Origin of the sequence: Candidatus Nucleicultrix amoebiphila FS5, from assembly GCF_002117145.1 — a bacterium.
GTDB lineage: Bacteria > Pseudomonadota > Alphaproteobacteria > Caedimonadales > Nucleicultricaceae > Nucleicultrix > Nucleicultrix amoebiphila.
Map to the genome: position 1 here is coordinate 1,749,816 of NZ_CP008743.1, position 23,660 is coordinate 1,773,475.

At 40.3% G+C, this 23,660-nt stretch carries 20 protein-coding genes and 1 other RNA gene; 17 read left to right on the top strand and 4 right to left on the bottom strand.

Annotation, left to right across the window (positions count from 1 at the left end):
• Positions 1 to 11: 11 nt before the first annotated feature.
• Both GQ61_RS08665 and GQ61_RS08670 read right to left on the bottom strand, forming a co-directional pair.
• Positions 12 to 734: an ABC transporter ATP-binding protein gene (locus GQ61_RS08665; protein ID WP_085784951.1), complete on the bottom strand. Its 723-nt coding sequence runs from the start codon at positions 732 to 734 to the stop codon at positions 12 to 14.
• Positions 735 to 742: 8 nt separating this feature from the next.
• Positions 743 to 1,903 (bottom strand): ABC transporter permease, encoded by a 1,161-nt coding sequence (locus GQ61_RS08670; RefSeq protein WP_085784952.1) that lies wholly within the window; start codon positions 1,901 to 1,903, stop codon positions 743 to 745.
• A 219-nt stretch (positions 1,904 to 2,122) separates the two neighbouring features.
• On the opposite strand from GQ61_RS08670, the gene GQ61_RS08675 reads away from it, so the two are divergent.
• From GQ61_RS08675 to fabI, 3 genes are all read left to right on the top strand, one after another.
• A complete protein-coding gene (locus GQ61_RS08675) occupies positions 2,123 to 3,514 on the top strand; it encodes an Rpn family recombination-promoting nuclease/putative transposase (protein ID WP_085784953.1) in 1,392 nt (463 codons plus the stop codon).
• Positions 3,515 to 3,603: 89 nt separating this feature from the next.
• Positions 3,604 to 3,989, top strand: an RNA gene (gene rnpB, locus GQ61_RS08680) — RNase P RNA component class A.
• 29 nt (positions 3,990 to 4,018) lie between these two features.
• Positions 4,019 to 4,789: an enoyl-ACP reductase FabI gene (gene fabI / locus GQ61_RS08685; protein ID WP_085784954.1), complete on the top strand. Its 771-nt coding sequence runs from the start codon at positions 4,019 to 4,021 to the stop codon at positions 4,787 to 4,789.
• A 16-nt stretch (positions 4,790 to 4,805) separates the two neighbouring features.
• On the opposite strand, the gene GQ61_RS08690 is transcribed toward fabI, so the two are convergent.
• Positions 4,806 to 6,014, bottom strand: coding sequence for a DUF4917 family protein (locus tag GQ61_RS08690; protein WP_085784955.1), 1,209 nt, complete (start codon positions 6,012 to 6,014; stop codon positions 4,806 to 4,808).
• Between the two features lie 97 nt (positions 6,015 to 6,111).
• Entirely contained in the window at positions 6,112 to 8,040 is a 1,929-nt protein-coding gene (locus GQ61_RS08695) for a S8 family serine peptidase (RefSeq protein WP_157111182.1), read from the bottom strand.
• A gap of 344 nt (positions 8,041 to 8,384) precedes the next feature.
• Here GQ61_RS08695 and mraZ point away from each other — a divergent pair, with 344 nt between their 5' ends.
• From mraZ to GQ61_RS08765, 14 genes are read left to right on the top strand one after another with little or no spacing between them, the layout of a single operon-like run.
• Positions 8,385 to 8,864 (top strand): division/cell wall cluster transcriptional repressor MraZ, encoded by a 480-nt coding sequence (gene mraZ, locus GQ61_RS08700; RefSeq protein WP_085784957.1) that lies wholly within the window; start codon positions 8,385 to 8,387, stop codon positions 8,862 to 8,864.
• On the top strand, positions 8,861 to 9,826 hold the full coding sequence (gene rsmH, locus GQ61_RS08705; protein ID WP_085784958.1) for a 16S rRNA (cytosine(1402)-N(4))-methyltransferase RsmH: 966 nt from the start codon (positions 8,861 to 8,863) through the stop codon (positions 9,824 to 9,826). The genes mraZ and rsmH overlap by 4 nt, the downstream gene beginning before the upstream one ends.
• A complete protein-coding gene (ftsL, locus tag GQ61_RS08710; protein ID WP_085784959.1) occupies positions 9,827 to 10,147 on the top strand; it encodes a cell division protein FtsL in 321 nt (106 codons plus the stop codon).
• A gap of 8 nt (positions 10,148 to 10,155) precedes the next feature.
• Positions 10,156 to 11,847 (top strand): peptidoglycan D,D-transpeptidase FtsI family protein, encoded by a 1,692-nt coding sequence (locus GQ61_RS08715; protein WP_085784960.1) that lies wholly within the window; start codon positions 10,156 to 10,158, stop codon positions 11,845 to 11,847.
• On the top strand, positions 11,844 to 13,331 hold the full coding sequence (locus tag GQ61_RS08720; protein WP_085784961.1) for a UDP-N-acetylmuramoyl-L-alanyl-D-glutamate--2,6-diaminopimelate ligase: 1,488 nt from the start codon (positions 11,844 to 11,846) through the stop codon (positions 13,329 to 13,331). Before GQ61_RS08715 ends, GQ61_RS08720 begins: the two co-directional genes overlap by 4 nt.
• A complete protein-coding gene (locus GQ61_RS08725) occupies positions 13,328 to 14,746 on the top strand; it encodes a UDP-N-acetylmuramoyl-tripeptide--D-alanyl-D-alanine ligase (RefSeq protein ID WP_085784962.1) in 1,419 nt (472 codons plus the stop codon). The genes GQ61_RS08720 and GQ61_RS08725 overlap by 4 nt, the downstream gene beginning before the upstream one ends.
• Before the next feature lie 3 nt (positions 14,747 to 14,749).
• Positions 14,750 to 15,841: a phospho-N-acetylmuramoyl-pentapeptide-transferase gene (mraY, locus tag GQ61_RS08730; protein ID WP_085784963.1), complete on the top strand. Its 1,092-nt coding sequence runs from the start codon at positions 14,750 to 14,752 to the stop codon at positions 15,839 to 15,841.
• Complete coding sequence (gene murD, locus GQ61_RS08735) at positions 15,841 to 17,217, top strand: UDP-N-acetylmuramoyl-L-alanine--D-glutamate ligase (RefSeq protein WP_085784964.1); 1,377 nt, start codon at positions 15,841 to 15,843, stop codon at positions 17,215 to 17,217. The genes mraY and murD overlap by 1 nt, the downstream gene beginning before the upstream one ends.
• Positions 17,218 to 17,230: 13 nt before the next feature.
• Positions 17,231 to 18,364 carry a putative lipid II flippase FtsW gene (gene ftsW, locus GQ61_RS08740; RefSeq protein WP_085784965.1) on the top strand — a complete coding sequence of 378 codons (1,134 nt, stop codon included), beginning with the start codon at positions 17,231 to 17,233 and terminating at the stop codon, positions 18,362 to 18,364.
• A complete protein-coding gene (murG, locus tag GQ61_RS08745) occupies positions 18,361 to 19,476 on the top strand; it encodes an undecaprenyldiphospho-muramoylpentapeptide beta-N-acetylglucosaminyltransferase (RefSeq protein ID WP_085784966.1) in 1,116 nt (371 codons plus the stop codon). Before ftsW ends, murG begins: the two co-directional genes overlap by 4 nt.
• The gene (gene murC, locus GQ61_RS08750) at positions 19,473 to 20,927 is read left to right on the top strand and encodes a UDP-N-acetylmuramate--L-alanine ligase (RefSeq protein ID WP_085784967.1); all 1,455 of its coding nucleotides are present in this window, start codon (positions 19,473 to 19,475) and stop codon (positions 20,925 to 20,927) included. Before murG ends, murC begins: the two co-directional genes overlap by 4 nt.
• 18 nt (positions 20,928 to 20,945) lie before the next feature.
• Positions 20,946 to 21,884, top strand: coding sequence for a UDP-N-acetylmuramate dehydrogenase (gene murB, locus GQ61_RS08755; protein WP_085784968.1), 939 nt, complete (start codon positions 20,946 to 20,948; stop codon positions 21,882 to 21,884).
• On the top strand, positions 21,881 to 22,804 hold the full coding sequence (locus GQ61_RS08760) for a D-alanine--D-alanine ligase (RefSeq protein ID WP_085784969.1): 924 nt from the start codon (positions 21,881 to 21,883) through the stop codon (positions 22,802 to 22,804). The genes murB and GQ61_RS08760 overlap by 4 nt, the downstream gene beginning before the upstream one ends.
• Complete coding sequence (locus GQ61_RS08765; RefSeq protein WP_085784970.1) at positions 22,792 to 23,658, top strand: cell division protein FtsQ/DivIB; 867 nt, start codon at positions 22,792 to 22,794, stop codon at positions 23,656 to 23,658. Before GQ61_RS08760 ends, GQ61_RS08765 begins: the two co-directional genes overlap by 13 nt.
• Positions 23,659 to 23,660 lie beyond the last annotated feature (2 nt).

Below are 23,660 nucleotides of genomic sequence, written 5' to 3' on the forward strand. Positions count from 1 at the left end.
TTATGTTCTCATCAATTTTTTATTGCATCTTTATATGAAGTCACAATTTTCTTAATTTTTCCATCCTCCATGAGCGCAATGCGATCTGCAAAAGGGTATATGCGTATATCGTGTGTTACAACTATGAGCGATCGCTTTTGGTCCATGGCTATCTTCTTCATTATTCCTAAAATCAATTGGCCAGTCTCACCATCAAGGGCGCTCGTTGGTTCATCGCAAACAATAAGGCGTGGGTCATGGATAAGAGCACGCGCAATGGCGACGCGTTGTTGTTGTCCACCTGAAAGTGAAACAGGCAGTGAGTGTGTTTTGTCAGATAATCCCATTTGAGCAAGAATTTCATTTGCTTTAAGAGTTGCTGCGTGACGCTCCATTCCATTAATTATAAGAGGTACTGCTACGTTTTCTGAAGCTGTTAATGTAGGCATAAGGTTGAAAGCTTGAAACACGAAACCAATGTTTTTAGCGCGAAATTTAATTCTTTCAAGGGGAGAAAATTCTGAAACTTTGTGCCCAAACACCTGACAAGTACCACTATCATGATCCAAGATTCCAGCAATTATCGAAATAAGTGTTGTTTTTCCACACCCTGATGGACCTGCAAGCATCAAGAGTTCACCTTCTTTTATATCTAGTTCAACACCCCTTAACGCCGTTACTTTTGTTGTGCCATCAGTATAAGTCTTGATGACTTTTGAGCATTGCACTGCGGTAGTTAGTTTTTGTTGTTTCATAAGTATCGCTAGCTTTTGAATACGATTGCAGGCTCAAGCTTGATTACCTTGCGAATACTGATGAGGGCCCCAATCGTTGAAATGATAGTGACACCAATAATGCTGAAGGCCATGAGTTGCCAAGGAAAACGAAAGGCAATCTGAGAAGATCGAGAGAGAATAGAAAAAAGTGTTGTGCCCCCAAGACCTATGCCATACCCAACAACTCCAACGATGATTGATTGAAATAGAATCATATACAGAAGCATGCGGTCCGTTGCTCCCATGGCTTTAAGGACACCAAAATACCTAAGATTTTCAAGGGTAAAATTATAGAATGTTTGACCAGAAATAGCAGCACCAACAAGGAAGCCTAAAAGAACTGAAACTCCAAAATTGATAGGAATGCCAGTGTATTTTAAGTAATACTTTATTGTTATATTTTTAAATTCGTCAGCTGTATACGCTGCTAGACCTGTGTTTTCTTTAATTCTCGTTATGACGCCTTGAATGTTCTCATCTGATTTAACCTTAACTAATATAAAAGAAAGAAGATGCCGCTGAGGAGGAGCAAAATTAGTGGCTCTGGTGAATGTTGTAAAGACAACAGGAAGAGACTGAAAAGTTCGCGTGGTTTCTGCAATGCCAACAACGACAGCTCGGTGGTCATTTAATTCAAGCTGATCGCCAACCTTTAGGGGAATCTTGGGACCTCCAGGGTATGCTGACGGTTTTGCTAGTTTGTCATTAGCGCCCTCTACATTGACAATAACTGAATCACTGCGCCTAAGGTCTTCAAGTTGACCTTCTATCATAGTTGCAGGGCCACCTATCAGAGTAGTATCGTCCAATCCAATGACATTACAATTTTGAAAGTTACCATTCTCGAGACGAGCTTGAATGTTGCCTTTATAAAGAGGCTTTGCCCAATCAACACCTGCAATGCTTGAAACCCGATAGAGCATTGTTTGAGCCATAGGTTTGCTATCATCGATATATTGAACTTTCGAATCCATGACCCAAATATCAGGCAATCCCATATCTGTAAGAAAACTAAAAGATCGCGTCATAAGACCAACGAAAACGCCAGGCTGTTGAGTCATAATCAATGAAGCAAAAGAAATACCAAGGATAATTCCAATAAACTTTCCGCGGTCTCCAATGAGCATTCTCAGGGCAATATAAAACATCTTGGCGTATTCGCTCTTTTGTTATTATGAAAAATATTAACATACGAAGGATAGAAGGAAAAAGTTTTTAAAAAGTAAATCATTGGTTCTTAGCCAAATCAGGAGGATCAGCAAAATTTAAGGCAAAATAATTGCCAAAAAAGTTGACAATCTTCTTCTTTGTGGATATGACTATCGTAATAATAAAAAGACGTTTTCCTATCCACAGAGAGGTTAGCCATGAAGCAGAGCATCAAAGTCTGTTTATTTTTATGTATGGGCATCTATAGTTTACACGGAGCTGCAGCTGAAGCGTCAGCCTTGGCAGAAGTGCTGTTCAACGGAGTGACAAAGGGCGGGGCAAAGGTCGTTAAGAAGCGACCGGCTGTTCATTCTTCCTCCGTCCCCCTTTTCAAAAACTCCACCGTTAACGTGCAAAGAGGGAAGGGGTTGAGAGCGTGGCCAAAGAATTTCCAAACGTCAGGTTTTCATAAAACTGCGTTTTTTCAAGATCAGGATGAAACAAAAGGAATCACGATTCCTGAAACCAGCGAATCAATTCCTCTTCATCGTACGGCTTTGTTGGACCCAAAGGATGATGAATTGTTTAAAAGAATTTTCACATCAAAAGAAAACTCTCAGATGGTCGTCGGGCTTTTGAATGATTTTCTAGAATTAGAAGGGCAAGAGAGAATTGAAACCATTACGATCTTGAACAATGAATTTACCCCTAGACGTTATCGTGGCAAGAAATCTTTCTTCGATATTTTTTGTAAAGACCGAGCCGGAAAGCAATTTATTGTTGAAATGCAAAAAGACAAAGAAAAGGCCTTTTTCAAACGCCTCCATTATTATGCATCGGCCGCGTATAGTGAACAACTTGGGAGAGGGTTGGACTATGGTCTTCTGAAGCCTGTCTATCTTGTTTGTATTGTTGATCATACCTTGTTTAAGGATAATCAAGATTATAAGCACATCTTTACGTTAAAGCATAAAAAAATGCACACTGAATTTCCTGATGGTCCGCGCTATGTGGTGATTGAATTAGAAAAGTTTACTAAGACCAATGGAAGAATAAAATCTGCTGAAGATGAATTTCTCTATCTATTAAACAATTGGCAGCAAGTGGTGAGTTCTCCTCCAGATTCAAAGATAAAAGGGGCCTATGAAACCATCAGCAGTTACAACTTTTCGTCAATGGAGTACTTGGCTTATCAAGAAAGAATGTTGGACGAGATGACGCGAAGAGACAAAGAAGAAGAGCTTAATCAAGTAAGGGAGAGTGTTAAACACGCTGAGGAAAGCCTAAGACACGCTGAAGAGCAATCTAAGATAGCTGAGGAAAAAGCCAGAGCCGCTGATGAAAAATCTAAGGTTGTTGAAGAGAGCTTAAGACAAGCTGAGGAAAAATCTAAGATAGCTGAAGAGAGCTTAAGACAAGCTGAGGAAAAATCTAAGATAGCTGAAGAGAAATCGAAAGTGGCTGAGGAGAAGCTTGGTCAGATGAATATCGATACGGCTCTTAAACTCATCGCTTTTAAGTTAAGTACTTTGCAAATCAAAGAAGCGACAGGACTAGAAGATGAGACAGTCGAAAAACTGCGCTTAAAAGCAAAGCAAGAGAGGAAGTAGAAAAGGTGAGATGAAGGAAGGATCTCTATAAAAGGGAGTGTGATTGCTTAATATTCCCATAACGTATTGTTTATGCTATAGTTAATATGCTTGGAAGCAAGATGGTCGCTCCTTAAGATTTTCTTAAGGGGAGGAAAGTCCGGGCTCCCCAGAAACAAGGTGCCGGATAACGTCCGGCGAGGGTAACTTTAGGGAAAGTGCCACAGAAAATATACCGCCTTATGTTTTGTATATAAGGTAAGGGTGAAATGGTGTGGTAAGAGCACACCGCATTCCTGGTAACAGGTATGGCAGGGTAAACCCCACCTGGAGCAAAACCAAATAGGGACGATACTTTAGGGTAACCTAAAACGTGGGTTTCTGCACGATCGTTCGGGTAGGTTGCGTGAAGGCGTTGGTAACAACGCTTCCAGATGAATGACCATCCAGGCTCAAGCGGGCTGGACAGAACCCGGCTTATATGCTTCCAAGCAAATTTTATAAATAACAAAAAAGGTGATTTCTATGACTGGGGCTTTATTAAGAGGGAAAAAAGGATTGGTCATTGGTATTGCCAATGAACATAGCATTGCTTATGGATGTGCACACGTTTTTCGAGAGATGGGAGCGACTTTGGCACTTACCTACTTGAATAGTGACTCTTATCCTTATGTCAAGCCACTTGCCGAACGCTTAGATGCCCCCCTGCTGTTAGCCTGCGATTTTCGTATTCCAGGTCAATTAGAAGCAGTTTTTGAAAAAATTAAAAACACCTGGGGAGAGCTTGATTTTGTACTACATTCGGTAGCCTATGCGCCGAGAGAAGACTTGCACGCTCGTGTAACAGATTGCAGTAAAGAAGGTTTTTCGACGGCCATGGATTTATCTTGTCATTCATTTATTCGGATAGCAAAGCAGAGCGAACCTTTGATGAAAAAGGGGGGGTGTCTTTTGGCTGTCAGTTTTTATGGGGCTGAAAAAGTTGTTAAGCACTATAATCTGATGGGACCCGTCAAGGCAGCCTTAGAGTCGACTGTTCGTTATTTAGCCATTGAACTGGCCTCTCAAAATATTCGTGTACATGCTCTTTCACCAGGTCCTATCAAAACCAGGGCAGCTTCAGGTTTGGATCGTTTTGATGAGTTGATGGAGATGGTCAAAAAGCGCGTTCCTAATCATAAATTGGTGACAATTGAAGAAGTTGGGAGTTTAGCTGCATTTTTAGTGAGTGATGCTGCTAAATCTTTAACGGGTAACATCGAATATATCGATGGAGGTTATCACACTCTCGGTTAAGACTGAGACATATTTTTTAGCGTATTGGCTTATGGTCTCTGCCCTCTGCCCTCGGCTGTGATGTATTGTTTTGAGAAGGCAAAGAGAGTTCTAAATCGAATTCAAACCCATCATCAGTTTTTGGGTCTTTCCAGATCAGCCTTTCCTGTCCCTTTTTTATTTCCACCCAATATATATTTTCTACGCTATTTAATCCTTTTGAATGCAAGTAATTCATCACAAACTTCTTGGGTCTTGTGTCATCTTGCATATAGCTTATGTATATCTTTAAAGCCGGATTTAAGGGAGAGTGAAAAATTGCTTCAAAGAGATGTTCACAATTGAAAAAAGAGCATCCATAGATAAAAAGATGCCCTTGTTTTAAATCAGAGAGTTTTTTGTAGGCCTCACGAAGATAATGATCATCGTTAATTTCCGCTTTTTTGACATAGTAACGATCTTCAAAAATAATAACAGGGGTACGTTCTAGAGGAAGATTGTGAAGTCTTGCATGTAATTGACTTTGTGTATCATCTTTGAAGGCTTTCATAAAATTTTCTCGACACCAATTTTCTGCAGATATTGTGAAATATTTGTTTGTTATTTGATGCTTTCTAAGGTGAAATCCTCCATGTAGAAAATAAACTGGAATACGTCCTTCTTTTTCACCATTTTGTAAGTTGGTGGCAATTTCATCGTAGGTTAAATGGAGAGATTCTTTCAGATTGTTTCCATGGATAAATGTTAGACCATCCAGAAATTTCGCTCCTTGTTCAGGAGCACTATATTTTTGAATAGTCCAAAAGAAAAAAGGATCGTAGTTGATTGTAAATATTTGATTGAAGTCTAGAAAAAAATTTTTTAATTGAGTCTGACCTATAATATCAGAGGGTTGAGGCGCTCTTTTGAGAACATGATTCAAAAGATTAAAATTAACAATATAGCGAACACATTCGTTAATAAGTTCTGGCTTTTTGATGATAACTAATCGATCGAGTGCTTTTGGAGCATTAATAAGGTTTGTAATATTTTTAGTAATGTTGTCTAGAGCTTCAACTGTATCATAATGGACTGCATTTCTTACACTGTCTGCGGGACAAGAGAGTCCTAGACCATTTCCTATTAGAAGAGTTTTTTTTGCATTTTTTACAACACCATTTCTCAGAGCTTTTATATAACAACTAAGACATAGGGTTGCAGTTTGACCTGACTCTATGTGAGTACATTGAATAGGATTAAACGGCATTTCTTCTGACCTTTGATTTTATAGAAAGTTTAATTCTCAATTATTTCAAATTCCTTTCTAGATATCAGATAAACAGGCATACTTGTTTAAAGAGGAGCTAACTCTGTTGTATCAACATTTTTTGAGCTCTAATTTTATGAGCTTCTGCCATTGCCCCCTTAAAATTGATGATGCCTTGCCCATGAATATTGGGATTATAGTCTTTGATATCATCCTTATTGGCGCCTTTAAGAAGCGCCTCCTTAATTTCACTATAGGTTAGATCTGGAAATGCTCCTCTAAGTTTAGTAGCAATAGCGCTTGCTATGGCTGATGCTGTCGAAGTACCTCCTTTTGGTATGAATTCATAAATGTTATCTCCAACATCTCTGATTTGATATTTACCAGGAGCCAATAAAAACATATCAGAGTAATCTCCAGCCTGATTGCTGTAACTACTTATAGCACTCTTTGAAATATCCCAGTCGCCAACAAGAAGTGTATGGTCTAGAAGCTCTTGATGGCTTTCCATTACTTTTTTAAGACCGGGCTTGTTACCTTTGATCATAGTAAGACCTTCATTTCCAGCAGATCTAAAAAGTAAAATGTCCGATCCTTCAAGCATTTCTTTAAGGAGAAGAGTGTCTTCTAAAGCATATTGCTGTGCGTCTAGATATATTTTCTGCAAGAGGGGAGGAAGAGGAGATTCTGGTGTCCAGTGTTGTGATTTTAGATAAGCATCAATAATTGGAAATTCAGCAAAAGAAGAGGATAATATTTCTGAAGTTTTTAAGACGGGAACCGAGATTTCAGAACTTTTAAGAGAGAGATCTAAGACTCCTTCAACAACGTTTAAAGATAATTTTAGTCTAGGAGGAATTTTGTTTGTTGGAAAAGTAAAATGCACTTTGCCTTTTTCATCTTGTTTAAAAACAGTGATGATTTCTTCACCAGCTGAATGAGAAGCATTAACGACTATTGGCAATCCTTTAGATTTAAAAAGAGTTGTTTTTCCTTCACCGATTTGTTCTAAAAGGTCTTGGTAGTTCCAAGCTTTGATTGTAGCATCTGGTGCCAATCCTTGTGTTCGGTGGATGCCAACATTCTTGTGAGTAACTCCATGTTTCACTGTCTTGATCATGTCTGTGCCATGATTTTCTTCCACATCTTTTTCATAGACAATAAGCGTTACGCCTTTTCCACTATGGTTTTGATTACGGAATGAGAGACCTAAGAGTGCCTTATTTTGAGACTCTAGGACATGTTTGAATTTCGTCCATTTCATTGCGTAAGCATCATATTTGCCATGCATATAGAGACTCTGTAGGTACTTTTTAATTGCTACGTCTGAATCCAATGTATCATCTAGTCTAGTCATAAGCTCTCTGAGTAATTGATCTTGCTTTTTAACTATTCTATATCGAGTGTGATATTCTTTTTCAAAAAGAGGAATCAAATAAGGAAGGTTCTCTTTTCTGTAGTCATCATCCTTCAAAAGAATAAAAGTGGTGAGAGTATCAATGGTGTGGGGCATTCCACGGTATTTACTACGAAGTTTGGCATAATTTTTGCCACGCTCTGCAATTTCTTTTAAATTTTTCAGCAAATCATTTTCTACTGTAATATCACTAATTTCAAATAATCTTGCCCTCTGTTGCGGTGTTAAGGCTTTTAATGGATTAAGCTGCTCATCCAGAGTTTTATCTGTTTCAATTTTCTTGGATTGTAGAGCTGCTTTATATTTTGTTTGACTGCTATGATATTTTTTTATTCCTAATTCTTCGCGAAGACTGCTGGCAAAATTTGGTTGACCAACCAAAAACACACCACTAAGAGCAAGAGCAGAAGTTTTTAAATGTTTCATCCAATTGTTCTTTTCTTGACGGTCTAAGGACCTTTTTAAAAGGTCTTGGTTAGCAGTAACTAATTGCTGATAATAATTGAGATTGGCCTGCCGCATTTCGTGAATATTACCCCGCATTATGCTCTTTATGGCTTGGCTTTGATGCGTTCTCCACACACGATAAAGATCTTGAAGGTAATTCATTTGCACCTCGTGATTCTTCTAAATTATAGGACGATAATCTCTAAAAAAACTTAAAGATGTAGAAAGAGGGACTCTTAATAATTTTTATTATGAAGTTTAAAAGTTTTTTTAAGTCCTCTGCATAAAATTTCTTATCCTTTTCTTCTTCTTTGCAACATTTTTGCCTAACACCTTGAAAAACAATCATTTGCGAATATTAGTACACGTAAGATTGGGTGTGGATAAGTCTGTGGGTAGTCATTTTCCCATAAAATATCCATTGACTCCCATTTAATCCCATGCTATCCCATAGATATCCAGTTTTGGTAGGTAATGGGTTTTATTTGTGGAGTACTTGGGGAATTATGACCCTTTTCTTGTCAACTTTTGAAAATAAGATAGATAAGAAAGGACGTGTCTCCGTCCCCGCAGCCTTCCGTGCAGCTTTGTCGTCAGAAAGTTTTCAAGGATTTGTTGCGTTTCGTTCCTATAAATTTCCAGCGATTGAATGTTGTAGTTTTAGTCGGATGCAGCGTTTAAGTCAGAGCGTCGATGCTTTGGATCTTTTTTCCGATGCTCAAGATGACCTTGCTGCGACAATTTTTGCTGACGCTCAACAAATTCCCATTGATGGGGATGGACGTGTAATTTTGCCAAAGATGCTTCTTGATTATGCTCATCTTGAAGAACAGATAGCTTTTGTTGGGCGTGGCGCAACTTTTCAAATATGGGAGCCTAAAGCTTTTGCGTTATTGCAAGCTAAGGCTCGAGCGAGCGTCAAAGAGCATCAAGTCACTGTTAAGTTACGTAACGATTTATCTCCCGGTGGAGGGACTAGAGCATGACGCACATAGCTCCATCCCTCCATTCTCCTGTGCTCCTCAATGAAGTTCTTTACTACCTTGCGCCAAAAGATGGAGAAGTCATTATTGATGGTACCTTTGGGGGAGGAGGGTATTCAAAAGCTATTCTTGAATCATCCTTATGTGTAGTAAAAGCGGTTGATCGCGATTTAGAGGCGGTTGAGCGTGGGCGAGAATTTGAAAAGAAATATCCTGATCGTTTTTCTATCATTGAGGGTAGGTTTGGCGCAATGGACGATTTGTTCTCGGATCGTATCGGCAAAATTGATGGAATTGCGCTTGACATAGGAGTTTCTTCTTATCAATTAGATCAGAGAGAGCGTGGATTCTCTTTTCGGTTAGATGGCCCTTTGGATATGCGTATGAGTCAAAAAGCAACGCTCAGTGCTGCTGATGTTGTGAATACTTATAAGGAAAAAGATTTAGCAGATATCATTTATCGCTATGGGGAAGAACGGCATTCTCGCGCTATTGCTCGCAAGATTGTCCTCGAAAGACAAAAACAACCTGTTACGACAACATTACAATTGGCGGAGATTGTGCGATCAGTCGTAAGGTCTGCAAAACATGATATTGATCCTGCTACAAAAACATTTCAAGCACTGCGCATTTACGTAAACGATGAGCTCGGCGAGTTAGAAAGAGGTCTATTGGCTTCCGAAAAGCTTTTAGCGGAAGGGGGACGTTTAGTTGTTGTGTCCTTTCATTCTTTGGAAGACCGCATTGTGAAGCAATTTATGCAAAAACGTTCGGGTAAGGCTTCTCAAGGATCCCGTCATAGTCTTGGGGCCACTAAAGTCGCAACTCAAGCAGAGTTTAAACTGCTAACGAAAAATGTCGTCAGGCCAAGTGATGAAGAATCAAGACGAAACCCACGCGCACGTTCGGCGCGCTTAAGGGCTCTTATGAGACTCAAAATAGCCAAAACTACTAAGGAGGTGTAAATGAGACGCAGTACCATTTTCACAGCTGTATTTATGGTGGCATTATTAGGTGTTGCAACATACAATATCAAACAATGTGTATTGAGTATCGAAACAGAATTGGCCCGAATTCATCAGAATATGCTTGGGTTAGAAGAATCGACGAGTCTCTTAAAGGCAGAGTGGAGCTATTTGAATGAGCCTCAGCGGTTGCAAATTTTAGCAGAGAAGCATTTAAATGTTCAACCTGCTCATGGTTATCAAATAGTTTCTTTGAAAGACTTACCAAACAAGACAGTATTTGAAGAAGGTTCTATACATTTAATCAAAGGCGAAGGTTAAAACGATTAATGGAAGAGGCATTATTAAACGTTCAAAAAATGAAAATGCTCCAGCGCGGTGCGTTGGATATAGCGAGAACACGTTTATTAATGGCGAGCGCTGTTTTTGTTTTCGCTATTTTGGCTATATGTGGTCGTCTCTTTGATCTTACGGTTTTACGTTCAACCCATGAACCTACTTTAGCAGAACAAGATCTTTCTAAAGGATTTAAAACAGGTCGCGCTGAAATTGTAGATCGCGTTGGTAACGTTTTAGCAACAACAATTACAACTTCATCTCTGTATGCTAATGCGCGCGTTGTTCAAAACTATGACGAAGTTGTTAAAAAATTAAGAACTGTTTTGCCTGCAGTTGGCAGTGATGCATTGCTGAAGCGTCTGCAATCAAAGAAGAGTTTTATTTGGATAGCGCGTCACTTGACTCCCCAACAAAAAGAAAAAGTCCTTAGACTTGGGATTCCAGGTTTAAATTTTATGTCTGATCAACGTCGTATTTATCCCCATGGTTCATTGGTATCCCATATTTTAGGTGTTACGAACGTTGATAACCAAGGGATCGCTGGCATTGAAAAGAGTATGGATTCTTATCTCACTTCCAACCAGGAGCCTCTTCAGCTTAGTGTGGATTTGCGAGTACAGCACATCGTGCGTGATGAACTGGCAAAGGGAGTTGCTGAGTTTAATGCTGATGGTGCTGCGGGAATGGTGATGGATATAAAGACAGGTGAAGTTGTCGCCATGGTATCTCTCCCAGATTTTAATCCCAATCACCCCAATGATTGCCCAAAGGATAATCATTTCAATAAATTGACCCTTGGTACTTATGAGATGGGTTCTACAATGAAAGCTGCTACAATAGCCATGGCTTTAGAGTATGGTGTTGCAAAGCTTTCTACGGTTTATGATGTGACCCATCCAATACATATTGGTCGATTTAAGATTACGGATAACCACCCAAAGGGTAGACCTTTAAACGTTGCTGAGATCTTTGTTTATTCCTCAAATATTGGAGCGGCCCAACTTGCGTTAGCAACTGGGATTTCTCGTCAAAAGGAATTCTTAAAGAGTTTAGGATTGTTTGAGCCATCCTCTATTGAATTAAAAGAAATAGGAGTTCCTTTGGTCCCCAGACACTGGCGTGAGACGACTGCTATCACAGTTTCCTATGGATATGGTATGTCCATTACACCTTTACATTTAGTTTCTAGCATTGCTACTTTGGCAGGGGGCGGGACAAAAGTTATGCCTACTTTACTACGCCAAAAGACTGATTTAGAGCCAGGAGTCCGGGTTATTTCTCAAGAGAATTCACGAAAGATCTTGCAATTAATGCGGCATGTGGTAAGCGATGGTACTGCCAGGAAGGCAAATGTTCCTGAATACTTTGTTGCGGTAAAAACAGGAACACGTAAAAAGCTTTCTGGGCGCGGTTATAGTGATGACCATGTGGTCACAACTCTGGTAGGGGTTGTGGGTGAGACGGCGGACACCCCAAAATACGTGATATTTATCATGATAGATGATCCAAAAGCTTCGAAACAAACCTATGGTTTTAATGCCGCTGGCTGGAATGCTGCAGTGGTAACCAAGAATATTATCTCAAGGATGGGACCTGTGTTGGGAATGATGCCAAATCCAATCAAAGAAATGGAGGATGCCGATCCATTTTTCCGTACAGTTAGCTTTGGAGGAAAGCATTGAAACTCAGTGCCTTATTAGATGAAAGCCAACTCAACGGATTAGACTTTGAAGTTACTGGGGTCTCATCGGATTCTCGTTTAACAAAGACAGGTGAGCTTTTTATTGCGCTTAAACCTTTAAATGGTTCAAGCAATCTTCCCTATATTAAAGAAGCGATTGAAAAAGGTGCTTGCGCTATTCTCAAAGGGCTGGATGAAGATCTAAAAGATTTAGATTCATCTCTGCTGAATAAAGTCAAAATCATAGCAGTAGAAAATCCACGCTTCGTTCGTTCGCGTATTGCTGGAAAATTATATCCTGGCGTACCTGAGTCTCTTGTGGCAGTGACGGGGACAAACGGTAAAAGCTCTGTAGCTTCCTTTTGTCGTCAAATTTGGACTCAATTAAAGCACACTGCTTGTTTTATGGGAACAACAGGTCTTGATTGTCCAGAGAATTTGAAAGAACTCTTACCTGAGGTTAAACAAACGTCTGTTGATGCTTTTGTTTTGCATCAAGCTCTTTCAGATATGCATCGCCACGGTGTAACGCACGTGAGTATGGAAGCATCCAGCCATGGTCTCGATCAATATCGTATGGATGGTATACGGTTTAAATCCGCAGGTTTTACTAATATCGAACGCGACCACCTTGATTACCATCAAACGATGGAACGTTATTTTTCAGCTAAAAAGCGTCTTTTTAGCGATCTTATAGCCCCTAATGGTGTTGCTGTTTTAAATGCTGATGTTAAAGAATTTAAACCTTTACAAGAACTCTGTCGTCATCATGATGTACGCTATATGAGTTATGGCTGGCAAGGACAGGAACTGCGTCTTTTAAAGATTAAGCCTCATGCAAATGGTCAAACGATCGACCTAGAGGCATTTGGTAAAACGCACCAAATTAATTTACCGTTGATAGCCGAATTTCAAGCAATGAATGCTCTTTGTGCAACGGGTCTTGTCGTTGGTGCTGGGGATTCCATAGAAGATGTTCTTCCTTGTCTAGAAAAATTAAAGACCGTGAGTGGACGCATGCAAAAAGCAGGCGAAACTCCCAAAAAGGGCATCGTCTATATTGATTATGCTCAAAATATAGATGGTATGCGCACAGCTTTAAAGACTATCAGACCTTATACAAAACGAAATCTTACCGTGATTTTTGGTTGCGGAGGAGGACGTGATTTGAGTCGACGAGAAGGCATGGGGATTGCTGCACGAGAAGGTGCAGATCGGGTGATCATTACCGATGACAATCCGAGATATGAAGATCCTCAGTTGATTAGGACGTCTCTCTTAAAAGGCTGTCCTGACGCTATAGAAATTCCCAACCGCTCTGAAGCAATTCGTCACGCCCTTTCCACACTGGAAGAAGGGGATATATGTTTAATTGCCGGTAAGGGGCATGAACGCGAAGAAATTGTGGGCGATCAACGGATCCCCTATAACGATTTTGAAGAAGCTCAAAAGATTTTGCTAGCCATTGGAGGAACCTGCTCATGACAATACTCTGGACATCTCATGAAGTTGCACAGGCAACTGGGGGCACTCCTAGTTGCGAATGGCAAGCAACAGGCTTTACGATTGATTCAAGAGAAATAAAAAAAGGGGACTTGTTCATTGCTCTCAAAGGACCGATTCATGATGGGCATGACCATGTGCAAGAAGCTTTTGAGAAAGGGGCCGTAGCTGCCATTGTTAATGAAGATTTTAAAGGACAATATAACGTAGTACGCGTAAAAGACACGCTCCAAGCGCTTAATGATTTGGCTTATGCATCAAGAAAGCGCACACAGGCTAAAATCATAGCGGTTACAGGTAGCTTTGGTAAAACGAGTACAAAAGAAGCTTTAAAATTGGTCCTCGGTCATCAAGGAAAAGTGACGGCCAGCGAGAGAAGTTTTAATAATTTTTGGGGGCTGCCATTAAGTCTTTGTCAGCTTCCTCAAAGCTTTGATTATGGTGTCTTTGAAATAGGGATGAATTATCCTAACGAAATTACGCCATTGTCTAAATTAGCGCGTCCTCATATTGCTCTCATCACCACTGTAGAAAAAATGCATATTGAAAATTGCGGTTCCTATGAGGGTGTTGCAGATGCAAAAGCTGAAATCTTTGAAGGTATGGATCCTGGAAGTAAGGTGATTTTAAAGAAAGATAATCCCATGTTCCATCGTCTTGAAGAGAAAGCTAAGAGCAAAGGTCTTGACGTTGTTACTTTTGGTAGCGATCCAACTGCTGATGCGCGTTTACATGAGAATTTTTATCGAGATGGACGTCTTTTTGTTCGAGCAACGGTTGGCAGTCGTGAACTTGAATATGCTGTACCTGCAGTGGGAGAGCATTGGGCCTATAACAGTTTAGCGGTATTGACGGCAGTCTGGTTGCTGGGAGGTAATGTTGAATTAGCTGCCGCAAGTCTTTCTCAATTTCAACTCTTAGATGGTCGTGGAGCAGTTCGCGAATTTAAGGTTGATGGGGGGAGTATTACAGTTATCGATGATAGTTACAACGCAGGACCTGGATCTATGTCTGCAGGTATTAAAACCTTAGGAAGGCTTAATCCTGGACCTGAAGGACGACGTATCGCCGTGATGGGTAATATGGCTGAGCTTGGTGATTTTGCTAAAGAGCTGCATGAAGCTTTAGTCGACGAGTTAGTTGCTAATCATGTAGATAAAGTATTTACAACAGGTAATTTGATGGCGCATCTCTTTGCTAAATTACCTGAGTCTATGCAGGGCTATCAAAATGATGACTTGGATGATCTTGCAAAGAAGATTTGTTCTTTTGTTCGCCCTGGTGATGTTTTGCTTGTTAAGGGATCACGTGGCATGCGTGCTTATCGTGGTAGGATGTCTAAAATTGTAGATGCACTTGAAGCGCTCAATCATGAAAAAATAAAGAAGAGTGCTTAAAGGATGCTTTATAATTTATTAGCACCACTCTCTGTTCAATTCCCAGTTTTCAACCTTTTTCGCTATATTACGTTTAGAACGGGTGGAGCTATCCTTACTGCCTTACTAATTAGCTTTATTTTTGGTCCTTACTTTATTCGATGGCTAAAATCTAAACAAAAAGAAGGTCAACCAATTCGCAAAGAAGGTCCGCAATCGCATCTTGTTTCAAAAAAAGGAACTCCAACAATGGGAGGCTTTTTAATTCTTGTGGCTCTTATTTTTAGTACGTTTCTTTGGGCAGATTTAAGCAATGGTTTCGTTTGGATTGTTGTAGGAGTAACTATAATATTTGGGGGCCTTGGAGCAGCTGATGATTATCTTAAGTTGTCTCAAAAAAATAGCAAAGGGTTGCCAGGAAAACTCAAGTTGATAGTGCAATTTTCTACAGCATTTTTGGCAGCCTATGCACTGACTCATGTGATGCATGTACCAAATGCAACAGGCTTAGCTGTTCCTTTCTTGAAAAGTTTTATGTTTGATCTTGGATGGTTTTATCTACCCTTTGCATGCATAGTTATTGTGGGATCATCCAATGCCGTTAATCTAACAGATGGTTTGGATGGTTTAGCAATCGTACCAGTGATTTTAGTGGCATTATGTTTTGCTGTGATTGCTTATTTGGTGGGTAACCATATTTTTGCAAATTACTTGCAACTTAATCAAGTGCCTGGAAGCGGTGAGCTGACAGTTTTCTGTGGTGCACTCATCGGAGCTGGTCTTGGATTTTTATGGTTTAATGCCCCCCCTGCCATGGTGTTTATGGGAGATACTGGTTCTCTCTCTATGGGAGGTGCTCTTGGAACGATCAGTCTTATTACAAAACATGAGATCGTTCTGGCTATTATTGGGGGGCTTTTTGTCGTTGAAACGATTTCAGTGATTCTTCAGGTGCTTTATTTTAAAGCAACAGGTGGAAAACGCATTTTCTTAATGGCTCCCTTACATCATCACTTTGAAAAAAAAGGTTGGGCTGAGCCAACTATTGTTATACGGTTTTGGATTATTGCGGTAATCTTAGCTTTAGTTGGACTTTCAACCTTGAAGTTACGTTAATGGGCGGGTCTTTAGAACTTCAGGATCAATGCTTTGCGGTGGTAGGTCTTGGAAGATCTGGTCTCGCAGCTTGTCAAGCTTTAAGAGCGCGTGGAGCGAGTGTCTATGCTTGGGATGATCAATCTAATTATTACGAACTTGTAAAAAATTTAGGGTGCATTATATCGCCTTATGAAGAATGGCCATGGCAGAATTTTCAAGCCACGATTCTCAGTCCAGGAATTCCTCATCATCTTCCAGTACCTCATCCTGTTGCTAGACTAGCTCAAAAAAACAAAGTGCCTATTATTGTAGACGTTGATTTACTTTTTAAGTGGGAGTCCCATGCCAAATTTATTGGTATTACTGGTACCAATGGAAAATCAACAACAACAGCCCTTGTCGGTCATATTCTCGATAATGGAGGTCTAAAGGTTGCTGTGGGAGGAAACATAGGTGTTCCTGCTCTCAGTTTACCCTCGATGGGGGAAAGAGGAGTTTATGTGCTTGAGCTGTCAAGTTACCAGTTGGAAAGACTACCATCTTTAAGTTTGGACACTGCCGCGCTCATTAATATTACACCTGATCATCTAGAACGTCATGGTTCTATTGAACAGTACGCTCAAGCGAAAGAACTGATCTTTGGTGCAGAGGGCCTCAAGAATGCTGTTGTTAGCATTGATGATAATTATTCATCAGATATTTTTAAACGTCTTGAAAAAAAGTCCAGCATTCAGCTCATTAGTGTTGGGCGAGACAAAAGTTCGTTGCTACGAATTACGGACGATGGATTGACGGATAATGCTTGGGGAGCAGGAAAAATTGTCTTTAATTTTAGAGATCTCAGCTGGGCTTTAGGACATCATAATTGGCAAAATGCAGCGATTTCTTATGCTATTGCTCGATGCCAAGGATTAAGTTTTGATGAAACCTTGAAAGGCCTCCAAAATTTTCAGGGATTAGCCCATCGAATTGAAAAAGTTTGTGAAAAGCGGGCGATTACTTTTGTCAATGATAGTAAGGCTACTAATGTGGAGGCTGTTGGCAAGGCTCTTGCATGTTTTAGTAACATTTACTGGATTGCGGGAGGAAAGCCAAAGAATGAGCCTTTAACGCCCTTAGAAAAATTTTATCCCAATATTAAAAAAGCCTATTTAATTGGTGAGGCTCAAGAAAGCTTTGCAAGACAATTGAATGGGAAGCTTGATTATGAATGTAATGGTACTCTTGAAGAGGCTGTCAATGCTGCCCATAATGATGCGCTGCGTGCTCATAAAAATGCAGTGATTTTGCTTTCACCAGCATGCGCAAGTTTTGACCAATTTCGTGATTTTGAAGAGCGGGGAACTATATTTAAAAATCTGGTGCAACAGCTTTGTGTAGAGAAAGCGTCATGAGGGATCTTACTTAATGGCGACTTTTGCACGCAGTGATAATAGTGTTTTAGGCCGGTGGTGGTGGACCATCGATCGATGGCTTTTGTCTGCAATTATTGCATTAATAGCGATTGGTTTTTTTCTTACCATGGCAGCAAGTCCATCTGTAGCTAATCATCTAAACTTAGATCCTTTCTATTTTGTGAAACGACACTCGTTTTACCTTGTGCCTGTGCTTATCACTTTGGTTAGTACATCTCTTTTGTCCTTAAGAAACATTCGGCGAGTTTCGTTGTTAATATATTTTATGGGGTTACTTTTAATTGCTATGACTTTGTTTTCAGGATCGGAAATAAAGGGAGCAAGGCGCTGGATAAGTTTTATGGGGTTGTCTCTACAGCCGTCAGAGTTTATTAAGCCTGCACTTGTTATTCTCTGTGCTTGGATGTTGTCAGAACGCAAATTGAATCCAGATTTTCCTGGTTACGTAGCAGCCTTTGTATTTTACGGTTTCGTTATATTTTTGCTTGCTTTACAACCTGACATGGGAATGGTGATCTTGGTTTCAACAGTCTTCTTTGGTCAATTATTTTTAGCCGGATTGCCTTTGTTATGGGTCGGTGTATCAGGAGTCATAGGGCTACTAGGATTAGGAGGGGCTTACCTCGTTTTTCCCCATGTGAGTCATCGTATCGATCGATTTTTTAATCCTAATTTAGGCGACCGCTTTAGCGAACGTTATCAAGTGAGTCAGTCACTGGAAGCGTTTATGAATGGAGGTTTTTGGGGACAAGGACCTGGTGAAGGTACAGTAAAAAAATATTTACCAGATGCTCATGCTGACTTTATTTATGCTGTGGCTGGGGAAGAATTTGGGTTGTTCTTTTGTCTCATTATTTTGGGTCTCTTTTTGTTTATCGTTTTGAGAAGTTTTGCGCGTGTTTTGTCAGAAGACAATTTATTTATTTTACTTTCTGTGGCAGGGTTGGCTGCAGAATTTGGTTTGCAGGCCATGATTAATATTGCGTCTACGACCAATCTGATTCCCACAAAGGGGATGACTTTGCCCTTTATTAGCTATGGCGGATCTTCGTTGATTGCTCTTTCTATCGCTATGGGAATGATCCTGGCTCTTACGAAGCGTCGCAATAAAGGACGGTGGTTATGAAGTATTCTATTGCAATTGCTGCCGGAGGGACGGGAGGACATGTTTTACCAGCAAAAGCCCTTGCTTTAGAGTTGATAAAGCTTGGTCACAAGGTTCTGTTTATGACGGATCCTCGCGGAAATAGCTATTTACAAAACTCTGAGCCTTTTTCGGTTGAAGTTCTACCATTGCCTCTGAGAAGAAATGGGAAGGGTAAAGTTCTTTTTTATTGGGGCTTATTAAAAAGTTGTCTTACATCATTTAAACTAATCAAAAGCAGAAACATTCAAAGCGTCATAGGGTTTGGAGGATATCCTTCTTTCCCTTTATTAACAGCAGCTGTGTTGTTTAGAGTGCCTATAGTTCTTCACGAGCAAAATGCAGTTTTAGGACGCGTTAATCGTCTGTTCTTGCCTTTCACAAGCAAACTAGCGATTTCTTTTCCAAAGACTCTTAAAATTAAGTCGGTTCACCAACAAAAAGTTGTTGTGACTGGTCTACCTGTAAGACCCGTTCTCCTTGAAGCCAGAAAAAAGGATTATGAGATTCCACCCTCAAAAGGATACTTTAATCTTTTTATTTTAGGGGGGAGCCAGGGAGCACAAATATTTAATCAAATACTTCCTGAAGTGATCGCATCATTGCCGTTAACTCAGCAAAAACGTTTAAGAATATTTCAACAATGTCCTAAAGGGACAATAGAGAGCTTGAAAAAAAGCTATGAAAAAACGCAAGCTAAGGTGACGATTAAAGAATTTTATGAAAATGTTCCGGAGTTATTGCACCTTTCTCACTTAATTATTGCACGATCTGGTGCTGCAACGGTTTCTGAGATTGCTGCAGTAGGTAGACCTGCTGTTTTAGTGCCTTTTTCACAAGCTTTGGATGATCATCAAACTGAAAATGCTAAGGCTTTTACAGGGCCGGGAGGAGGATGGCTGTTGCCAGAAAACGCATGTTTACAAAAAAATCTTGAGGTTTTGATAAAAGGCTTGATGAGTGATCCGAAACCTTTATTTTCAGCAGCTGAAAAATCCCGCCACTTTGGAAAACCTAAGGCGTTAAAGGAATTGACGGCAATTATGTGTAACAAAACTTTATACGGTAAGAGAAAATTGGGAGTCTCAGCATGAAAATTTCGCCACAGAGCGCAGGTGAGATTCACTTTATAGGTATTGGCGGTATTGGTATGAGCGGTATTGCTGAGCTCTTACATAATAGAGGCTATCATGTGCGCGGCAGTGACATAAATTTAAATGCAAATGTTGAACGGTTGCAAAAACTTGGGATCTCAGTGACGATTGGCCATAAAGCAGAGAGTATCCTTGGAGCAAATGTTGTAGTGGTCTCATCAGATATAAAGTCCGATAATCCAGAAATTAAAGCAGCACGTGAACAATCTATTCCGGTAGTTATGCGCGCTGAAATGCTCGCTGAATTAATGCAATCAAAATTTTCTGTTGCGGTCGCCGGCACCCATGGCAAAACCACAACAACTTCTTTAAGTGCAGCGATCCTCGAGACAGGAGGGTTTGATCCTGTTGTTGTGAACGGAGGAATCATTAATGCATATGGAACTAATATGCGTCAGGGACATGGTGATTGGTTTGTTGCTGAAGCTGATGAGTCTGATGGAAGTTTTTTGAAATTACCCAGGACAATTACTATTGTGACCAACATTGATCCTGAGCATATGGAATATTATAAAGACTTTGCGACCCTTAAGAAAGCTTTCAAAGACTTTGTGCTCGGGATCCCCTTTTATGGTTTGGCTATTTTATGTAAAGACCATCCGGAAGTCAGTGCTCTGGCTGAATCAATCACGGATCGTAGAGTAGTGACTTATGGATTGAACCCTAAAGCTGATATTTATGCAACCAATATCCGTCCTGGGCCGCAAGGAAGTGTTTTTGATGTGGTGATTAATGAACGATTTCGCCAAGTTTGTGCCATGCCTTCAGATCTTAAAGTCATTAAAGATGTTTTCCTATCAATGTTAGGAGAACATAATGTTCAAAATGCTTTATCAACAATTGCTTTAGGATTAGAGCTGGGAATGGATGTCGAACATCTCAAACAAGGCCTGAGTAGTTTTCAAGGAGTGAGCCGACGCTTTACAGCAGTTGGAAATTTTAGAAATATACAAATTATTGACGATTATGCTCATCATCCTGAAGAAATTAAAGTTGTTTTGAAAACAGCTACGACAGTAGCAAAAGGAAAAGTTATCGCTATCTTTCAGCCTCATCGCTATTCGCGTTTAGGCAATTTATTTAATGAGTTTTGTAACAGTTTTTCACAAGCGGACGCAGTTGTTGTAACACCGATTTACGGTGCCGGTGAAAAACCATTACCAGGTTTGACGCAAGAACATCTTGTTTCGTCTCTCAAGGCTGCCTATAAAGGAAACATCTATTCGATTGATTCAGCAGAAGCACTCGCTCCACTTGTTTTTGACATTGCTGCATCAGGAGATTATGTTGTGTGTTTAGGGGCTGGAACAATAACATCGTGGGCGAGGGGCTTACAGGAAAAATTAGAGTCATTAGCTGGTCATATGGAGACTAAAAGTGCAATTGGCTAAGATTAGGGAGACAATAGATTGAAAGCGCAAGAAAATCTCATTGAACGTTTACCGAAAGTACGTGGCAGCTATAATGCGAACGTCGCCCTTGGCAAATACGTATGGTTCAATGTTGGGGGACCTGCGGAAGTCATCTATAAACCTGCTGATACAGATGATTTGTCCTTTTTCCTCAAAGAAAAACCCAGAGATATTCCTATCAATGTTATCGGAGTTGGATCTAATTTATTAGTGCGAGACGGTCTCGTACCCGGGGTGGTTATACGTTTAGGAAAAGGCTTCAATAATATTGCATTCCATGGCAATGAAGTTGATGTTGGAGCTGCAGTTTTGGATCGCACTCTTGCTATGTGTTCAGTAGATGAAGGTCTTGAAGGTATTGAGTTTCTTGCAGGTATTCCTGGAACCATTGGTGGTGGCTTGAGAATGAATGCAGGATGTTATGGAACTGAGATGAAAGATGTGGTGTCGGCGGTTTTTGCTCTAGATCCTAGAGGAACGCTCCATCATTTAACTCTTGAAGAGATGGGCTTTTCATATCGACACTGCGGGATTCCTGAAAATTGGATTTTTATTGGCGCACGATTAAGACTTCGCAATGGAAAATCATCAATTATTTTAGAGAAAATCACAAAACTTTTAGAAGAACGTGAGTTTACTCAACCAGTACGTTCTAGGACAGGGGGCAGTACATTTGCAAACCCAGATGGAATGAGCGCTTGGGAACTTATTGATCAAGCCGGTTGTAGAGGGTTACGCATAGGGGGAGCGCAAGTTTCAGAAAAACACTGTAATTTTTTAATTAATACAGGGGATGCAACAGCTGAAGAAATTGAAACACTCGCAGAAGAAGTACAAAGGCGTGTTTTTGAAACATCAGGGGTTGACTTAAGATGGGAGATCAGGAGGATTGGTAAATCAGCATCTGAAGTGGAAATGAGTGTAAAGGCAGCATGAAGAAGACAAAGACAATTGCAGTGTTAATGGGAGGGTGGAACGGTGAACGCGAAGTTTCTCTCGCAAGCGGAGAAAAGGTTGCGACTGCCCTTGAAAAGGCTGGTTATCAAACTATTTCAATCGATGTTTCTCGCGATCTTCAAAAATTAATCGAGAAGCTTAAGCCAGCTCCAGATGTGGTCTTTAATGCGCTGCATGGTCGTTGGGGGGAAGATGGACATATTCAAGGTGTCCTTGAAATTATGAAAATTCCTTATACATCATCAGGCGTTATGTCTTCAGCTTTGGCTATGAATAAACCGACTGCTAAAACGCTGTTTCAAGCAGCAGGTATTCATTGTCCAAAGGGCTTTGTTACAGATGTTGAGGCCGTCTTAAAAAAGGATCCGATGCCTAAGCCTTATGTATTAAAACCATTGGAAGAGGGATCCAGCATCGGTGTCGCTGTGATTCAGACCGATGAGGATTTGAAAAAATGGCATAAGAATTGGAAATATGGTTCTCGCGTTATGGTCGAAGAATATATTGATGGTCGTGAAATCCAGGTCGCAGTGATTGGTAACGCAGCGATCGGTGCCATTGAAATAAAGCCTAAGCAAGGCTTTTATGATTATGAAGCAAAGTATACTGAAGGTAAAGCTGAGCATATTATGCCAGCGCCATTGCCTGAAGAGGATTACCAAGAAGTTTTGGATTTAGCCTTAAAAGCTCACAATTGTCTCAATTGTTTTGGGGTGAGTCGGGCGGATTTCCGTTACAACAATAAAAATGAAAAAGGGAAACGGTTTTACATTCTGGAAGTGAATACGCAACCTGGTATGACACCGTTGTCATTACTCCCAGAGATTGCAGCGCATCAAGGGATGCCTTTTGAAAAATTGTTGGAATGGATGGTTGAAAATCCAAAATGCCCGGATTGAGAGCAGATAAATCTTCATCAAGACAGAGCGTCTCTCAAAGAGGCAAGAAATCCGCAAAACCGAAGAGCGGTAATTTTTCTTTATTTTTCAAGGCTCTGTCATTTGTGATTCTATTGGGAGGTCTTTCATTTGCCTTACTCAGTGGTCATATAGAAGCATTGCGTCAAGATTCCTGGAATTGGTGGATGGCGACAAGTCAACGAGCAGGTTTTAAAGTAAAAAACTTAATTATCGATGGTCATCATCATTGTTCAAAGACAGATGTTTTACAGGCTGTTTCGTTAGATATGAATAAATCCATATTTGATGTTTCTCCGAGTGTAGTTCGTGAGAAAATTGAGAAACTCGGCTGGGTAAAATCAGCTATGGTTAGCCGTCGTTTGCCACATACACTTTATATTCGAATCGTAGAGCACCATCCAATCGCCTTCTGGCAAAAAGATGCAAAACTGCATTTGATTGATAATTACGGACAAATTATTAAAGCGGATAAAATTGGACCATTTACTCAGCTTCCTATTTTGACCGGTGATGGTGCCGTTGAAAAAGCGCCCGTTCTGATTGAAGAAGTCAGCCGCTATTCGGCCATAGCGAGTCGTATGACTGGTGCGGTATATATCAGCAAACGCAGATGGGATTTAATCCTGGATAACAAATTGCGCGTACAACTACCTGAAGTGTCTGCCAATTTTAAAGAGGCTATAAAATATTTGGATCAACTAAATCAGGAGCAGCCTTTGCAGGAAAGAGATATAGTAGTGATTGACCTGCGTGTACCCGATCGTGTGTTCTTTTATCTTTCACAAGAAATGCGCGCTCCTGGAATTAAGTTGAAAGGCGAGAAGAGTGCTTAAAG

What these genes read in the sequence shown, in the direction of transcription:
- murG (WP_085784966.1), top strand. Translation starts at nt 18,361, where the DNA reads ATGAAGTATTCTATTGCAATTGCTGCCGGAGGGACGGGAGGACATGTT.
- GQ61_RS08695 (WP_157111182.1), bottom strand. Translation starts at nt 8,040, where the DNA reads ATGAATTACCTTCAAGATCTTTATCGTGTGTGGAGAACGCATCAAAGC.
- mraZ (WP_085784957.1), top strand. Translation starts at nt 8,385, where the DNA reads ATGACCCTTTTCTTGTCAACTTTTGAAAATAAGATAGATAAGAAAGGA.
- rsmH (WP_085784958.1), top strand. Translation starts at nt 8,861, where the DNA reads ATGACGCACATAGCTCCATCCCTCCATTCTCCTGTGCTCCTCAATGAA.
- mraY (WP_085784963.1), top strand. Translation starts at nt 14,750, where the DNA reads ATGCTTTATAATTTATTAGCACCACTCTCTGTTCAATTCCCAGTTTTC.
- GQ61_RS08690 (WP_085784955.1), bottom strand. Translation starts at nt 6,014, where the DNA reads ATGCCGTTTAATCCTATTCAATGTACTCACATAGAGTCAGGTCAAACT.
- murC (WP_085784967.1), top strand. Translation starts at nt 19,473, where the DNA reads ATGAAAATTTCGCCACAGAGCGCAGGTGAGATTCACTTTATAGGTATT.
- ftsL (WP_085784959.1), top strand. Translation starts at nt 9,827, where the DNA reads ATGAGACGCAGTACCATTTTCACAGCTGTATTTATGGTGGCATTATTA.
- GQ61_RS08725 (WP_085784962.1), top strand. Translation starts at nt 13,328, where the DNA reads ATGACAATACTCTGGACATCTCATGAAGTTGCACAGGCAACTGGGGGC.
- GQ61_RS08670 (WP_085784952.1), bottom strand. Translation starts at nt 1,903, where the DNA reads ATGTTTTATATTGCCCTGAGAATGCTCATTGGAGACCGCGGAAAGTTT.
- GQ61_RS08760 (WP_085784969.1), top strand. Translation starts at nt 21,881, where the DNA reads ATGAAGAAGACAAAGACAATTGCAGTGTTAATGGGAGGGTGGAACGGT.
- GQ61_RS08765 (WP_085784970.1), top strand. Translation starts at nt 22,792, where the DNA reads ATGCCCGGATTGAGAGCAGATAAATCTTCATCAAGACAGAGCGTCTCT.
- GQ61_RS08715 (WP_085784960.1), top strand. Translation starts at nt 10,156, where the DNA reads ATGGAAGAGGCATTATTAAACGTTCAAAAAATGAAAATGCTCCAGCGC.
- GQ61_RS08665 (WP_085784951.1), bottom strand. Translation starts at nt 734, where the DNA reads ATGAAACAACAAAAACTAACTACCGCAGTGCAATGCTCAAAAGTCATC.
- murD (WP_085784964.1), top strand. Translation starts at nt 15,841, where the DNA reads ATGGGCGGGTCTTTAGAACTTCAGGATCAATGCTTTGCGGTGGTAGGT.
- ftsW (WP_085784965.1), top strand. Translation starts at nt 17,231, where the DNA reads ATGGCGACTTTTGCACGCAGTGATAATAGTGTTTTAGGCCGGTGGTGG.
- fabI (WP_085784954.1), top strand. Translation starts at nt 4,019, where the DNA reads ATGACTGGGGCTTTATTAAGAGGGAAAAAAGGATTGGTCATTGGTATT.
- GQ61_RS08675 (WP_085784953.1), top strand. Translation starts at nt 2,123, where the DNA reads ATGAAGCAGAGCATCAAAGTCTGTTTATTTTTATGTATGGGCATCTAT.